14 protein-coding genes and 1 tRNA gene are annotated in these 13,065 nt (G+C 38.3%); 12 read left to right on the forward strand and 3 right to left on the reverse strand.

Going from position 1 to position 13,065, the window contains the following annotated elements:
* Positions 1–54: 54 nt before the first annotated feature.
* From FDK13_RS21900 to FDK13_RS21935, 8 genes are all read left to right on the forward strand, one after another.
* The gene (locus FDK13_RS21900) at positions 55–477 is read left to right on the forward strand and encodes a nuclear transport factor 2 family protein (protein ID WP_137342149.1); all 423 of its coding nucleotides are present in this window, start codon (positions 55–57) and stop codon (positions 475–477) included.
* Positions 478–489: 12 nt separating this feature from the next.
* Positions 490–1,371, forward strand: a complete 882-nt coding sequence (locus tag FDK13_RS21905) for a helix-turn-helix domain-containing protein (protein WP_137342150.1) — start codon at positions 490–492, stop codon at positions 1,369–1,371.
* Positions 1,372–2,336: 965 nt separating this feature from the next.
* Positions 2,337–2,531 (forward strand): hypothetical protein, encoded by a 195-nt coding sequence (locus FDK13_RS21915; RefSeq protein WP_137342152.1) that lies wholly within the window; start codon positions 2,337–2,339, stop codon positions 2,529–2,531.
* A gap of 203 nt (positions 2,532–2,734) precedes the next feature.
* Positions 2,735–3,592: a hypothetical protein gene (locus tag FDK13_RS21920; RefSeq protein WP_137342153.1), complete on the forward strand. Its 858-nt coding sequence runs from the start codon at positions 2,735–2,737 to the stop codon at positions 3,590–3,592.
* Positions 3,583–3,678: transfer RNA gene (locus tag FDK13_RS35520), tRNA-OTHER, on the forward strand. Before FDK13_RS21920 ends, FDK13_RS35520 begins: the two co-directional genes overlap by 10 nt.
* A 188-nt stretch (positions 3,679–3,866) precedes the next feature.
* Positions 3,867–4,637 (forward strand): restriction endonuclease, encoded by a 771-nt coding sequence (locus FDK13_RS21925; protein ID WP_137342154.1) that lies wholly within the window; start codon positions 3,867–3,869, stop codon positions 4,635–4,637.
* Between the two features lie 176 nt (positions 4,638–4,813).
* The gene (locus tag FDK13_RS21930) at positions 4,814–5,803 is read left to right on the forward strand and encodes a hypothetical protein (RefSeq protein WP_137342155.1); all 990 of its coding nucleotides are present in this window, start codon (positions 4,814–4,816) and stop codon (positions 5,801–5,803) included.
* A 168-nt stretch (positions 5,804–5,971) separates the two neighbouring features.
* The gene (locus FDK13_RS21935) at positions 5,972–6,979 is read left to right on the forward strand and encodes a hypothetical protein (RefSeq protein ID WP_137342156.1); all 1,008 of its coding nucleotides are present in this window, start codon (positions 5,972–5,974) and stop codon (positions 6,977–6,979) included.
* Positions 6,980–7,283: 304 nt separating this feature from the next.
* Here the strand turns inward: FDK13_RS21935 and pgm are convergent, their stop codons facing one another.
* The 3 genes from pgm to FDK13_RS21950 all read right to left on the reverse strand — a co-directional run bounded on the left by pgm (position 7,284) and on the right by FDK13_RS21950 (position 9,936).
* Positions 7,284–8,930: a phosphoglucomutase (alpha-D-glucose-1,6-bisphosphate-dependent) gene (gene pgm / locus FDK13_RS21940; protein ID WP_137342157.1), complete on the reverse strand. Its 1,647-nt coding sequence runs from the start codon at positions 8,928–8,930 to the stop codon at positions 7,284–7,286.
* A gap of 34 nt (positions 8,931–8,964) precedes the next feature.
* A complete protein-coding gene (locus tag FDK13_RS21945) occupies positions 8,965–9,189 on the reverse strand; it encodes an SHOCT domain-containing protein (protein ID WP_137342158.1) in 225 nt (74 codons plus the stop codon).
* Positions 9,190–9,261: 72 nt separating this feature from the next.
* Entirely contained in the window at positions 9,262–9,936 is a 675-nt protein-coding gene (locus FDK13_RS21950) for a BON domain-containing protein (RefSeq protein WP_137342159.1), read from the reverse strand.
* Between the two features lie 793 nt (positions 9,937–10,729).
* Here FDK13_RS21950 and FDK13_RS21955 point away from each other — a divergent pair.
* The 4 genes from FDK13_RS21955 to FDK13_RS21970 all read left to right on the forward strand — a co-directional run.
* Positions 10,730–11,011 (forward strand): BON domain-containing protein, encoded by a 282-nt coding sequence (locus FDK13_RS21955; protein ID WP_137342160.1) that lies wholly within the window; start codon positions 10,730–10,732, stop codon positions 11,009–11,011.
* A gap of 395 nt (positions 11,012–11,406) precedes the next feature.
* Positions 11,407–11,841, forward strand: coding sequence for a hypothetical protein (locus FDK13_RS21960; protein ID WP_220417405.1), 435 nt, complete (start codon positions 11,407–11,409; stop codon positions 11,839–11,841).
* 216 nt (positions 11,842–12,057) lie between these two features.
* On the forward strand, positions 12,058–12,474 hold the full coding sequence (locus tag FDK13_RS21965; RefSeq protein WP_137342161.1) for a hypothetical protein: 417 nt from the start codon (positions 12,058–12,060) through the stop codon (positions 12,472–12,474).
* A 175-nt stretch (positions 12,475–12,649) separates the two neighbouring features.
* Positions 12,650–13,065, forward strand: a 416-nt coding sequence (locus tag FDK13_RS21970; RefSeq protein WP_137342162.1) for an efflux RND transporter periplasmic adaptor subunit, incomplete at its 3' end; no start/stop codon positions are given.

A 13,065-nucleotide genomic window follows, 5' to 3' on the forward strand; every position in this document is an offset into this window, starting at 1 on the left:
AAGACTTTTTGCGAACTGGCATTAAAGTTGGTTCGCATTTAAAAAAAATAGAAAATGGAAAATTTAGAACAAAAATTGCCTTTGCCGCCTTTTACATTAGAAACTGCCTTGCAAAAAGTACAACTGGCAGAAGATGCCTGGAATAGTCAAGACCCGGAACGAATTTCAAAAGCCTATACCATCAATACAGAATGGCGCAACCGCACCGAATTTATAAATGGTCGGGAAGAAGTCGTAGCATTTTTGAAGAGAAAATGGCAAAAAGAATTGCATTACAAGCTCAAAAAAGAATTGTGGGGATTTCGTGAGAACAGAATGGCAGTTCGTTTTGAATATGAATATCAAGACGAAAACGGACAATGGTGGCGTGCATACGGAAACGAAAATTGGGAGTTTGACGAAAACGGATTGATGCAAAAAAGATATGCCAGTATCAACGATTTGGCTATTGATGAAAAAGACAGGAAACTGAAATAATGCTATAAATATATGATAAGTTCGGACATCTATACCTTGATAAATCCGCAAACAGGAAACCTGGCCTTTAAAGTCTTTTCGTTTAACGATAACAGTCATTTTGACCACGTTCAGCGACTAAATTATTATTCATTGATTTGGATAAAAAATGGGAAAGGAGTAGCAAAGGCAGATTTTTCGGAATATCATTTTACACAAAATACCTTGTTTGCTTTTTCTCCATATCAGCCTTTTATGTTTCAGGAAAATGAACAAATACAAGGCATTGTTATAAATTTTCATCCCGATTTTTTTTGTATTCACAAACATCATCAAGAGGTGGCGTGTAATGGTGTGTTGTTTAATAATATATACAATCCGCCACTTGTTGCTGTTGATGAAAATACAAGCAACACTTTTAAAATGCTATTTGAACAAATAACTGCTGAAATGCAAAACCCAGCATTGGCTCAATATGAATTGTTGGTTTCCTATTTAAAAATATTTCTAATTACAGCATCCAGACTAAAAGCAGAGCAACAAACAGAAATTCTAATTAATACTGCGGAAAACAAAGAACCTTTTATCCTTCAAAATCTTAAAAATTATATCGAAACCCATTTCAAAACCAAGCATTCGGCTAGTGATTATGCCGACTTGTTGAATATATCCGCAAAAACATTAGCCAAAATCACAAAAACACATTTTAATAAAACACTCACCGATTTAATTTCTGAGAGGATAATCATAGAAGCCAAAAGAGAACTGTATTTGACTAACAAAGCGGTAAAAGAAATTGCGTATGAATTGGGCTATGCTGACGAATATTATTTCAGCAGATTTTTTAAAACCAATGCCGATATTTCGCCACAAGCATATAGAGATACGGTTGGCTTTGGTAGGGCAATGGTGTAAAAAAAGAACGAATGCACACGTTCTGGCAATATGGCGGCCGACGTGCTTCTATGAAACATTTATGCAAGGTTAACTATTAGAAATTCTTTTGAATCGTTTAGTCGACACCGTTTTGCCTTAAAAACCTGCCACATCACCGTTACCCGAAACGTTGTCCCATCCCCCCTAGCCCATCAACAAAAAAACCAAATTTCCCGGTAATGCATACCGGCTCGCTTGAAAGATTGACAAACAAACAGAAACTCACAAGCACTTCTGGCCTCAAATCCATTATCTGTCTTGAACTCACTTTCAAAAAATTCAGCAAAGTACACGTATCTGTGGTGCCACCGCCTTTTGTAATTAACATGATGGCACGTATCGGCAAATAATTGGGTTATAAAATCTGAGAGAGGTTCTCCCTGACAGGAAATACTGAAAGTATATTGTCAAAAGCGGCGATTCAGTGCTTTGCCCGTAACTCTCCTTAATGAACAAGTAACCGGAAAAAACCGTTGTCCTAAAAACCCTTGCATTCGACAAGATACAAATTGTTAAACCCGGCACATAAATCAATAAATACTTGCTCTGAACTGGGACAGCCTTAACGCACCCGTGTACACACCAGCACAACCTCCGTATCACTTTAGGTTTTGCATTATGCGCAACAAATTCCATCCTGCAATTCAAAGCCCAAAAAAAACTTCACAAAGCGACGGACGTTAGCGGTAATTTTGCAGACCTTACATGGACGGAAGCTCAACCTGCTGGTTTTCAGAGCGAAAGTATATGATGCGGTAAAAGCATTTAGGAAAATGATCTGCTGCAATCTGCAACGGTAGATACGAAGACAAACAAAGGCGTTTTCCAAACCCGGATCAGCAAAGAAAAGGATTTGTACTTGATCAAAGCGCATCAATACCGGCATGACCTGGAAACCACATTACCCGCTCCGATAGACTATTCCGTAGCCAAGGCATTTTTCAATGAGCCCACCCCACCAAGATCAGGTTTTTGGCGAATATCCGGGCGATTACCTTCGCATGATCCCTCAATCCCAGGGCGTTTACGTATTTGAAAGGCCAAAGCAGCATGATCAGTACACCAACAAATCAGGCCGCGTCAATCTGGTTGGAAAAAAACTCAAGTTTATGAATTATGTGATTAGGCGTGTTGGTTAGTGATACGGCCTGTTGGTTGATTCTCGTGTTGCCGGACCGGGACGCGCATTTTGTATTGTTAAACACTTCTGGCAATGAGAAAATAGATCAAAATGTCTGTTTTAAAAATATTTAACCATAAAATTAATAAGAATATTGCAATAATGAGAGCAAATGACTAGACTTGTGGGATTGGCTCGAACTGACTAGTTAGCAGAAATACAATGAAGACAAGACAGCTTAAAATATTTTTACAAGAATTATCAGACCTTAATAACTCTTTCACGCATTACTTCTTTGTGTGGACACAGTTTTCATTAGATCACGTTAAGGCTGTTGCTGATAACAACGATAAATTGACATCTCATATTTTTAAAGAAAATAGTTTTTCTAAAAAGCATAATATTGAATTGTCTAAGCTAAGTGACGAACATACCAAAACTAATGAAACACTTTTAAATGGTATTTTTACGCTAATTTATTCATCATTTGAAAATTATCTAACAGAAGTTTATGCGGTAGCGAAAAAAATTGACAATTCAATTCCTGAACTGAATGAAGGAAAATTCGAGAATGATGATATCCTTGTTTTAAAAGTATTAAATAGACTTAAAATTAATCAAGAAAAACTTGAAGAAAAACACTTACTTACGTTAAACTATATAAGATTTAAAAGAAATCGACTAATTCACAAAAGCTCTTCTAATATTAGTCGCTCATTGCGAGAAGTTATCAATAAAAGTGGTATAGAGTTAAATACTTTTTGGAATAATATATTACCAAAAAAATTACAAGGAATAGATTTCCATGAAAACGAAAATGCTAATCAAATCACATATAATATTCTTATTGACACTTTGAATATCTTTCGCGGTATTTCAAGTTATCTTGACAACATAATATTAAAAAGCTTTAATCAGCCAGAATTCCTTGCTAAGGAGGTATTTATTGAGTTTAAGAATATTAATGGTTTTAAAAATTTTAGTTTGACAGATGAAAGGAATAAACGAAAGTTTTTAGGATTTTGTAAGGCAGAATACGGTTTTGAAGCGACCGAATATGACTTTCAGAAGATGGTATAGCTTAATTGGTTAAAGCACTCCCTTGGAAAGAGTCTCAATTAGGATCTTTCCAAGGAACGATGTTGGTTCGAACCCAGCTATCATCGCTATATTTACTTCTGCTAATAAGTCTTTTGCATTAGTGGGGCGAAACTGCAAAGTTCACCAGTTGTACTTCTATTTAATTTTTGTACAAAATTGAAGATCTGTACTTCGATTGCCCCACCATCGCAAAGCCTGAAAAAATTGTACGTAGTGTCAAATTGACGTACCTAAAAAAATACTCGATTAAAAAATGATACTGACAACTAAACAACCACAAGACTGGAAAGATTTGCAGAATAAAGTTTCAGCCATTTTACAACAATGTGGTTTTAAAGTTGAGAAAGAGAAGACTACTGAAACGGCACGTGGTAAAGTTGAATTAGATGTTTATGCAGAAGAAACAATTAAAGGGCGTAAATATTCTATTGTATGCGAATGCAAGTATTGGAAATCTAATATTCCACAAAATGTTATTCACGGTTTTAGGACAATCATTAATGATTTGGGATGCAATATAGGCTACGTAATTACGACAAGTGATTTTCAAACAGGTTCAGTCAATACGTCTGAATACACCAATGTCGAACTTTTAACCTGGGAAAGTTTTTTAGCTCTATTTTTTGAGAGTTGGTATGAATCATACTTCTCCCCTCAGATTTCCGAACGGCTTGATCCAATACTTACATACAGCGAACCAATATTACCCAAATGGTTCGAAAAAATGAGTGAAGTAGATAAAGAAACATATTTCGCTTTGAAGGACAAATACGATTTATTTGGCTGGATAGTAATGAGTTTTACACCTTACGCAAGAATGTTGTCGAAAGATAGGATACCAACACTTCCACTTTTTGACAGAGTTAAAGACAACAAAGATGTGATACGGCGAATTCCAACTGAAATATTGAAAGAGACAGGCTATTTGGAGTTCTTAGAAAAGTGTTATGAATTCGGTGACATTGCAATATCAGAATTCAGACAATTTAGAGATAAATATAGCAAAATAAAAAGCGATGAATAAGACACTGCGCACAACTTGGCAATGGCATTGTGGCGGTTGACGAACATAGGCTCAACTGTTGTACTACTATTTAGCTGTTGTACTTTTACACTATATTCGGCTGACTGAATTCTATTTCCGCCACAACACCAATGCTGCAACGTTAGAAATAAGCATAGAAACCGAAACATTAGACAATGAAACGTTTTATAGACGAAAAAGGAACATTCGAAATTAAAGTTCCAACGACTTGGAAATATTCAGTCAAGAATGGTAAAGTACATACTTTTCAAGAATATGAAATTTGGAAATCAGACGCATTCCAACTTTCAACAAACTTATTAGACACGGAAGAAAAGAAAAAGAACTTTCAACGCCTAATCAAATATTCAACAGTTGAAAAAATTGGAGAATTAGATTTTTATAAGTTGCCTGATAGTGGCGATAAAGAGTTCACTACAAAAACTTGGTTAAAGCAATTTGGGGATAAATCAGTGATTTTTACTTTGACACACCCCAACAATCCAGATAAAGATCTTGATAGTCGAACAATATTGGAGAAAGTGGAAATCGTTCATTCTATATTGAAAGAATTTAAACTTATTGAGGACGGGAAAAGTATTGACGTAATAAACTCGTATAGATTTGATATGTTTTTGCAAGGAGTTGGAGCGACTGCTTTAATTCTAAGTAAGGCAATAGAAAACAAAGCCTTCATTGAAGCTACTTGCCTTTTAGCAAATCAAATTGATGCGCTTTTAAGAACAGGTATCGTTCTGAAAAACCAAATAACAAACAACAATAGTGAAATTGAAGTCGAGTGGATTTATCAAGGCCTAACTGACAAAAAAAAATCGGAAAAGGATATTTATAAAAAAGCACTCGATTTAGGAATTATAGACCAACCAACATTTGACGAACTATATGTTCTATATGACGACAGAAATAGAGTAATTCATAGATTTATTATTTCCGAGATTACATTGGCAGAAGTTGAAGAAATTTCATATAAATACTATCAGAAACAACAAGTAATTAACAAAGTAATATTCGACCTTGAAAGTGAGCAAATACGGTTAAATATTGGAATGACAACAGTTGATAACGACAAACAAAATGACGAAAAAAACCTCGACTATATCAAAGGAAAGATCGGAAAACAGAATTATTTTGACAAAAAGAAGTAGAATGCCTACTGCTAATAAGAGTTTTGAAAAAAAAAGCCGGTTCCTCGGTTAATTGAACATTCTACCTCGTAGCAACTTTTGTGCTGGGTGAACAGTTTAGTGATTGGAATTCCGCTTATTCACCAAGCGCCAACCCGTTAGTAGCAACCTTATCAGATGACCGGCAATATGGATAAAAAACGACCAATTGACATAAAGAGGGAATCAGGAGGACACGCAGAAATCGGTTCAGAAGAAGATGGAGCCATCATTGAATTGAAAAATATTGGCGGACGCCTTTTAGTCATCAAAGAAAGGTCAATCTATGAAATGGTAATAGCAGACACTATTGACCCGGAAAGAACCAACATAAATCTTCCTACAACAATCCATAAACTTATAATAGACAAAGGGACAGAATCAGAAACTGTTTCAAGGACGTTGTTAACAGCAATGACTTTATTCAGACCAGAATATATTTTAAACACTGTTGACTGTCCCAAATTAATCGGTTTGGCAATAGATTTACTTTCTGAAATTTCCATATTTGAAAAGGAAATTAAAGAATATCATATTGCCGAAAAAACTGCATCAGACGAATACGAAGAAAGAAGAAACCAAAACGTTTCGTATAAACTTCCATCTGTAATTAGTCTTGAATCAAAATGCAAAACAATATTTCAGAAAGCAGACCATATCGAACAAACTCTTATGGACATAATAGTTAAGTTCTACTCTAATCTTGGTTTGACAAAGCAATCTCATTTTCCAAATTTCCACGAAAAATTGAAAGAAAAATATGGAGAAGCCGACCCATTCGTAGAGTTCATTAATAAGACAGTTTACTTTATGCAAGTTATCCGAGAGTTAAGAAACGGATTTGACCATAGACTTGAACACACAAAGGTTTGTGATTTTGAGTTGGAGACTGATGGAAATATTACTACCCCGACAATTGAGTTAAAGCACAAAAAAATAAAATTGAAAAGAACTTCGTTAGGCGGATTTTTAGATATTACAATAAAAAATATGCTTGACATTATTGAATTGACTTTTGCCCATTTGGCAGGTAAAAATGTTAAGACAGGCGGTATGCCTTATCAAGTCAAACAAATTCCTAACGACAAAAGGCGATATAAATTTGTGAAATATAGTTTTTGGACACCAATTGGAGATGAAGGATTTTATAACCAGTAAAAGAAATGCAGCCGCTAAAAGCGGCATGGAAATCAATAAATTACAAATCCAGGCGATAGCGGGGCTCGACGAATAACTATCGACGTTAGTTCTTAAATTTATCAAATATTTCAATCAGCAGCGGTTATGGCTTGATGCGGTGCTATTGATTAAGCCCTGTACATCAGCGGCAAGGCCATGGCGACAGATACCGACATAAAAAAAGACCGATCATTTCTGACAAGTCTTAATCATTTACTTGGTTACCTTATCCTGAGACAAGAGGCTTGACCAAGCATCACGTGGCAAATATAACAAAATTCCATCACCCATCCCCAATCCTCTCATCCACCATCCCCTGCGCCTCCGCCATAATCTGTTTCAAATGCGCCTCACTTTCAAAGCTTTCTGCGTAGATTTTATAGATTTCCTCGGTACCGGAAGGGCGTGCGGCGAACCAGCCGTTTTGGGTACTCACTTTCAGTCCGCCAATGGAGGCACCGTTGCCTGGAGCGTTGGTGATGATGGAAGTAATGTTTTCTCCTGCCAATTGTTTTTGATCAAACTGGTCTGCCGGGATTTTACCCAGTAACTGTTTTTGCGCAGTCGTTGCCACGGCTTCAATCCGGTCATACCAGGAAGTCCCGAGTGCACTGGTTAGTTCATCGTAAAGCGCACCAGGATCCTCTTTTGTAACGGCCATAATCTCCGCGGATAACAGCGCGGCAATCATCCCATCTTTGTCTGTGGTCCACACTTCCCCATTCATCCGGGCAAAGGAAGCCCCGGCACTTTCTTCACCGCAAAAACCAAGCGAGCCATCCAGTAGCCCATCCGCATACCATTTAAAACCAACCGGTACTTCGTAAACGCTTCTGCCGAGCCGTGCCGAAACGCGGTCGATCATCTGGCTGCTTACCACCGTTTTACCCACCATAAATTTCGCTGGCCATTGCGGTCTGTGCTGAAAAAGATAGTCGACCATCACCGACAGATAATGGTTTGGGGGAATTAAACCTGCTTTTCTGGTCACGATACCATGCCGGTCGTAATCCGTGTCGCAGGCAACGGAAATGTCGAATTGATCTTTTAACCCGATCAGGTTTTGCATGGCGTATTCGGAGGACGGATCCATGCGTATCTGTCCGTCCCAATCCACAGGCATAAAAGCGAATGTCGGATCAGGCGTTTTGTTAAAAACAGTCACGTTTAACCCATATCGTTCGGCAATCGGTTCCCAGTAATGCATACCGGCCCCACCCAGCGCATCAACGCCTATTTTTAAACCTGAATGGGCAATCGCCTCCATGTCGATGATGTTGTCCAGATCGTTCACGTAGGTGTTCAGATAGTCGTACCGGTGTGTGGAAGATGTTTGCATTGCTTCGGCAAGTGGAATCCTTTTTACCCCTTTCAGTTTGGCAAGAAGTATTTCGTTTGCCCTGTTTTCTATCCAGGTCGTTGCAGAACCTGGCGCTGGTCCGCCGGAAGGGGGATTGTATTTGAATCCACCGTCGTCAGGCGGATTGTGCGACGGCGTTATGATGATTCCATCGGCAAAACCTGAACTTCGTCCTCTATTGTAAGTCAGGATGGCATGTGAAACGGCCGGCGTTGGCGTAAATTCATCGTCCTGAGAAATCATGATCTGTACGCCGTTTGCCGCCAAAACTTCCATGGCCGTAGCAAACGCCGGGACAGACAGGGCATGTGTATCCATACCTATAAACAAAGGACCATCCGTTTTTTGCTCCGCCCGAAATAGGCAAATAGCCTGACAAATAGCCAGAATATGCAATTCGTTGAAGGTGTTTTTCAAAGAAGTCCCGCGGTGCCCGGAAGTGCCGAAAACAACTTTCTCTTCCGGATTTTCAGCATTCGGAATTCCGGTATAATAAGCAGCAACAAGCCCTGGAATGCTGGCCAGCATCCAGGGCTCAGCTGGTTTTCCTGCAAACGAACTGATTTTCAATTTGATGAAGTTTAACGTTGAGTAAAATCAAACTTTATTTGGCCAGGTCCTTCGTCAGGGTAGCTTTTGCTTCCTGATATTCCGCGTTCGTTATTTTACCCGCTGCAAACCTCTTTTGCAGAATATCCAGCGGAGAGTCCGGTCTTCTTCTTTGGCCGGGAATGTTGTAAGGTGTAGCAAATATCCAAAATAACATGACCATCCAGATAATCCACCAAAACATGTGCATTCCCCAGAAACTATATCCATTGTACATCATAATGCTTATATTAATTGGTTAAACCCTCTCAATTTTCGAAACGGAAAGGTTTTACCCTTCCGTTTACATTTTTCAATCAACAAGTGAATAAGCATATTCCACAAGCAGTTCATTGTCAACGCTCACTACGCCGGGCGCATTCCAGGCGATACGGCCCGCTTCCTCTTTCTGATACCAGGAATCCACCGTGCCGGTTAAGGTTACCTTCGTACCGACAACTTTTACATGAATATTCTGTTTGCTGATGGACCAGTTGCGCCCCAATGCGCTTTCGATTCCCATTTTCTCAATCTCGTCGTGTACTTCCGTATTGATGGTGATCAGGTTCGATATGCCTTTTATGCCTGCAAGTTTTTTGATCAGCCTTTCAGCAGCTTCGCGCTGATAATTCCACTCCACTGCCCCTTCGAGCGTAATCCAGCCATTTTCGACTTTTACCTTCACTTTGTCGTTGGGAATTTCCCAGTTCCATTTGTAAGCGTTCAGTACCTCATTGGCCAGATCGTTATCGTCGCGGTGCAACAGGTTGCTGTATGTTTTGATCTCAATTTGTTCAACCACAACTTTTACGCCGGCTACTGTTTTAGCGGCAGCTTCTGCCTCTGATTTTTTGGCATAACTGTCCACTGTTCCCGACAGCGTGATAACACCATCTTTGGCGGTAACGCCTATTTCAGCCGCTTTCAATAAGGGTTCCCATTTGATCGCATCCTGCACATCTTTCTGCAATTCTTCGTTGGTTTTCATACTATTTGTAGTTATAGTTAATGCTGTTATTGCTGTGGTAAAGGTCAGTAAATGCTTGGCCGATAACTTACATACTATCGGCTGAGAGTTGTATCAATCACAGTTTTCAGTGCGTCTTTTGTGGATTTTCCCGCTGCTACTCCAAGGATTTGATTTCTGGTTCTTCCCATTTAATTTCCTGACGGACGAGCGCAAACAAACTCCTGTAAATATTGGCTACCCATACCAGTGAAAATCCTGCTATCGGATAATCCTTCCAGTCCGTCATTAATAAATGATAATCCCTGAAAAAAATCAGCTTCGGTCGGGACTTGAACTACCTGAAGGCAAAAAAGGTATATTGATTGAAAAATCAATGCCGTAATCATAGTGGTGATTCACTGTGCAGAAGAATTGCCTGTCACTAATTACTGAGATTACATCATTAAAAAACCGGAGATGACTACACATATTTTCCCAAAACTTTTTCAGAACTAAAAGGGATTAACATTCTACAATCTATTATTCTTCACAAAATTGAACAGGTAAAAGAACTGTTGCTGTACGAAGAGCCTAACTTAACCGAAATTGCATGCAGGCTATAATATAGCAGCGTATCAGATATGCCGAACCAGTTCAAAAATTACCAGTCTGTCTCGCTCCTAATTCAAAAAGCTTAAAATCCAACGAATTGAAAATATGTAAAATATGTAAGTTCTTGCTGAACTTGTGTAAAGTTTAAAGTCGGTGATTAAGGCATCTTTGTAACTCTGGAATAATATTCTAACAACCTATTTTAGCCAGATTCTAAACCATGAAAAATATCCAAAAACCCGAGGAACCCAAGTATGATCCCGAGGCTGCCAGATTTGAAACAGATAAAAATCTTAGAGAAAAAGTTATGGCCGCCTTGCAGGCCAATTCATTGATTAACGCATCAGCGATAAGGGTTCGCGTGACTGACCGAATTGTATTCTTAGAAGGAATGGTACACAGGCAAAAAGAGAGAATTGCGGCTAAACAATGTATCAAAGACATCTTCGGCATCAGGTCAGTCATCAACTACTTAACTTACCACACCGATTACACTGAATAGCAGCTTTGCACACAATCACTCCGAAATTAAAGCAATAATAGCCTGATAAAATAAAATGAGGAATTCAATATTGAATATTTTATCCGGACCAGCAACCGCAATAAGGAACAAAATACCTTTAAGCTATTCGATTTTTTTTGATTGAGTGCAGTGAGTTACAAAGCCCAAATGAACATGAAAGGCATTTTGTAAGGTTAAAAGACAAGCCACCACGAAATATTGTAGCTGGAGATCCCGTTTCCGAGGCTTTTGATACCCACGATATCGCAAAACTAATCTTTCATACATTAATCGCAATTGGCATAGTGTTTGAGCCCTACATCGGTATGGATGTTACCGTACAAAGTTTTCCACACTCCGCATTTTAGAAATTACAGTACAACAAACTCTTGTTAATGATGAAAAAACAAAACGCTTTATTCCGAAACATTCTTTCAATTCAGATAATATTTTGCCTTCTAATTGGATTTAGTTCCTGCTCAAAAAAACTTACGTTTTCCGATTCTGCAATTGTGCCCGCTGCCGAGGGATCAGTAAAGTATAAAAAAGATAAAAATGATAATTATGCCATTAATTTATCAATAAAACACTTGTCGGCACCTGAAAGACTGGTAGAATCCAGAAACACCTACGTTTTATGGGCAAATACTGAGAATAATGGAATCAAGAATCTTGGTCAGTTGAAAAGTTCTTCTGGTCTTTTTTCGAAAGCTCTTAAAAGTGAATTAAAGACGGCAACGCCCTTTGAGCCGAAAAGTTTTTTCATTACTGCTGAGAATAAGGCAGATATAAGCTATCCAGATGGCCAGGTGGTTCTCAAAACTAAATAATCAAATTTTAAAAAACATACTGAAATTTTCGCCCTGGGTAAGCTTTCTAAGAACGCGCCATTAACAATAGTTAACAGTTTTAAAAATGGCGTTTGAGCCAAAAATCACTATATTTGAGTCAATAGCCGTGTTTATGCACCTGCTTTTTGTGCCTAAACATCTTCATAAACGCTTACTCAGGTCTGGATTTTCAAGAAAAATGATATAACCAAAATTATGAAAAAATTAACCTTTGTATTGTTATTATCCCTCTTATGCTTTTCGGCAGCTTCTCTTTTTGAGAAGCAGTTAGTAAGGCATCGCACAGGGCATGTAACAATTCTTAGGTTTTCACCATACCAGGAAAAAACAGTTTTAAGACTTTTAAACAGTATTAAGTTAAAAAGGGCTAAGCATCCCAAGACCATCATTCGCATTGATATTCCCAAATGGAAGGAAAACTTATGCCGTTTGCTTCGTCACCGTCATTCTACTTATACGACTCACAGCGTTTTCTATGCAATCAATTCGAAGGTTGCTGAATTGACTTTCCAAAACCGGGTTTCGCAGACGTTACATATTTCCAATCAGATTTACAATAAGATTATTAGTCCGGGTTATTACAATTTCCTGTATCGCCTCTGCCCGTTCTAGGCTTTCTCCTCATTTCACTTCGCTTCAAGCCCGAGATTTCAATCTTTTTCAACGCGCATCCCGTGTAGAATGAGTTTTTGTTTTCGCATTAAAATCAGCGTGGCTTATTGCCTTGTTCTAATGTGGCTGTAGCCAACTATCTAGCTATTTTCCCCTTTTTTAAAACCAACTTATTATGAAAAAATATAGTTTGGCACTTTCCTGTGCCCTGACTCTGCTTTTCGCAGGCTGTCAAACACAAAGCAAGGACACATCCGAAATTGGTGCCGATATACCTACCATTCCAGTTGTTGAATTAAAAACACAGAAAACAGAATTTCACCGAAAATACGTAGGTGACATACAAGCTGTGAAAAACGTAGAAATTTACGCCCGTGTTAAAGGATATCTGGAAGAAGTGTATGTTGATGAAGGAAAAGAAGTAAAAAAAGGTCAAATACTTTTCCGGATTAACAGTGAAGAATATGCCGCAGAACTGGCTAAGGCAAATGCAAGTTTACAAAGTGCCATAGCCGATGCAAAAGGTGCAGAACTTGAAATGGGGCGGGTGAAAATGCTGGTAGAAAAAAATGTAGTTTCTAAAACAGAACT

Source organism: Dyadobacter frigoris, assembly GCF_005280585.1.
Taxonomy (GTDB): Bacteria; Bacteroidota; Bacteroidia; order Cytophagales; family Spirosomataceae; genus Dyadobacter; species Dyadobacter frigoris.

Coding starts and splice junctions, on each gene's coding strand:
- FDK13_RS21900 (WP_137342149.1), top strand. CDS start 55: ATGGAAAATTTAGAACAAAAATTGCCTTTGCCGCCTTTTACATTAGAA.
- FDK13_RS21905 (WP_137342150.1), top strand. CDS start 490: ATGATAAGTTCGGACATCTATACCTTGATAAATCCGCAAACAGGAAAC.
- FDK13_RS21915 (WP_137342152.1), top strand. CDS start 2,337: ATGAGCCCACCCCACCAAGATCAGGTTTTTGGCGAATATCCGGGCGAT.
- FDK13_RS21920 (WP_137342153.1), top strand. CDS start 2,735: ATGAAGACAAGACAGCTTAAAATATTTTTACAAGAATTATCAGACCTT.
- FDK13_RS21925 (WP_137342154.1), top strand. CDS start 3,867: ATGATACTGACAACTAAACAACCACAAGACTGGAAAGATTTGCAGAAT.
- FDK13_RS21930 (WP_137342155.1), top strand. CDS start 4,814: ATGAAACGTTTTATAGACGAAAAAGGAACATTCGAAATTAAAGTTCCA.
- FDK13_RS21935 (WP_137342156.1), top strand. CDS start 5,972: ATGGATAAAAAACGACCAATTGACATAAAGAGGGAATCAGGAGGACAC.
- FDK13_RS21945 (WP_137342158.1), bottom strand. CDS start 9,189: ATGATGTACAATGGATATAGTTTCTGGGGAATGCACATGTTTTGGTGG.
- FDK13_RS21950 (WP_137342159.1), bottom strand. CDS start 9,936: ATGAAAACCAACGAAGAATTGCAGAAAGATGTGCAGGATGCGATCAAA.
- FDK13_RS21955 (WP_137342160.1), top strand. CDS start 10,730: ATGAAAAATATCCAAAAACCCGAGGAACCCAAGTATGATCCCGAGGCT.
- FDK13_RS21960 (WP_220417405.1), top strand. CDS start 11,407: ATGATGAAAAAACAAAACGCTTTATTCCGAAACATTCTTTCAATTCAG.
- FDK13_RS21965 (WP_137342161.1), top strand. CDS start 12,058: ATGAAAAAATTAACCTTTGTATTGTTATTATCCCTCTTATGCTTTTCG.